Source organism: Streptomyces sp. NPDC026575, from assembly GCF_055567415.1.
This window is the reverse complement of sequence record NZ_JBVHQM010000069.1, coordinates 1-1,727: the sequence shown is the minus strand read 5'-3', so window position 1 is coordinate 1,727 and position 1,727 is coordinate 1. Positions and strand designations below refer to the sequence as shown.

Annotated in this window: 2 protein-coding genes; both read left to right on the top strand. The window is 69.0% G+C overall.

Translation table 11 applies throughout. The features are described 5' to 3' along the window. Positions 1–771: acyl carrier protein (locus tag ACZ4NB_RS38695; RefSeq protein WP_467667749.1), on the top strand; the 771-nt coding region annotated here is incomplete at its 5' end. After that, the coding region (locus ACZ4NB_RS38690) for a beta-ketoacyl synthase N-terminal-like domain-containing protein (protein WP_467667748.1) at positions 768–1,727 on the top strand (960 nt) is incomplete at its 3' end. The genes ACZ4NB_RS38695 and ACZ4NB_RS38690, both read left to right, overlap by 4 nt.

The following is a 1,727-nucleotide window of genomic DNA, read 5'->3' as shown; positions in this document are numbered from 1 at the left end:
GCGGGCGCGCTGGACAGTGCCGATCGGTCGCGGATGTCGCAGGGGGGTGTGCTGCCGCTGTCCGCGGAGGAGGGCCTCGCCCTGTTCGACACCGCGGATGCTCTGGGTGAGCCGGCTCTGGTGCCGATCCGGCTGGATCTGCGCTCGGCCCCCGCTGACGCCACACCCCCGATACTGCGCGGACTCACCCGCGGCATCACCCGCCGGACGGCGGACAACGCATCGGCACAGGCCGCGGCGACGCTCCGCAGCCGTCTTGCCACGCTGTCCCCGGCCGAGAGGACGGACGCACTGGTGGAGGTCGTACGTACGCACACGGCCGCCACGCTCGGCCATGCGGGCCCAGCATCGATCGAGCCGGAGCGGGCGTTCGGCGACCTCGGTTTCGACTCGCTCTCCGCCGTGGACTTCCGGAACGTACTGGACACGGTGACCGGATTGCGGCTGTCGGCCACACTGATCTTCGACCACCCCAGCCCGCGCGCACTCGCCGAGCACCTCGCGGCCGAGCTGGCGACAGGTACCGACGACGAGGCTGACACCGAGGAGCGGCGGGTTCGCCACATCCTCCAGGCCATCCCCTTCACCCGCCTCCGCGACGCTGGGCTGATGGAAAGCCTGCTGAAGCTTGCGGGTACCAGCGGCGTCGAGCTGGGACTTGAGGCGCAGGAACCGGCGGAGACGGATTCGATCGACGCCATGGACACGGAAAGCCTGATCAGCATGGCCCTCGACGGCGCGGACCTCGGCGACTCGACCCAGGAAGTGTGAGCACGCACATGGCCAGTTATGACGAAAAGCTCGTTGCCGCGCTCCGTGCCTCGTTGAAGGACGCCGAGCGACTGCGCACGCGTAACCGGGAGCTCACGGCGGCGATCCGGGAACCCATCGCGATCATCGGTACGGCCTGCCGTTTCCCCGGCGGCGTGACGTCCCCCGAGGAACTGTGGCAGCTGGTCACCGATGGTACGGACGCTCTGACGCCCTTCCCGACCGACCGCGGCTGGGACGTGGAGAAGCTCTTCGATCCCGAAGGGGCCCGGCCCGACACCAGCTATGTGAACGAGGGAGGTTTCCTGCACGGCGCCGGCGAGTTCGATGCGGATTTCTTCGGCATCAGTCCCAATGAGGCGCTGGCGATGGACCCGCAGCAGCGCCTGCTTCTGGAGTCGTCGTGGGAGGCCCTGGAGAGCGCCGGCATCGATCCGCACACGCTGCGCGGCAGCCTTACCGGTGTCTTCGCCGGGATGATGTACCACGACTACGCGCACAACAACAACGCGGGAGCCATAGCGTCGGGCCGGGTCTCCTACACGCTCGGGCTGGAGGGGCCGGCGGTGACGCTGGACACCGCCTGCTCCTCCTCACTGGTGGCCGTGCACCTGGCCGCGCAGGCACTGCGGTCGGGGGAGTGCACACTCGCGCTGGCCGGCGGCGTCACCGTGATGGCGATGCCGGAGACCTTCATCGAGTTCAGCCGGCAGCGCGGCATGTCCGGTGACGGCCGCTGCAAGTCGTTCGCTGACGCCGCTGACGGTACGGGGTGGGGTGAGGGTGTCGGCATGCTGCTGGTGGAGCGGTTGTCGGATGCCCGGCGCAATGGTCATCGGGTGTTGGCGGTGGTGCGTGGTTCGGCGGTGAACCAGGACGGCGCCAGTAATGGTCTGACGGCGCCGAATGGTCCGTCGCAGCGTCGGGTGATTCGGCAGGCGCTGGCCAATGCGCAG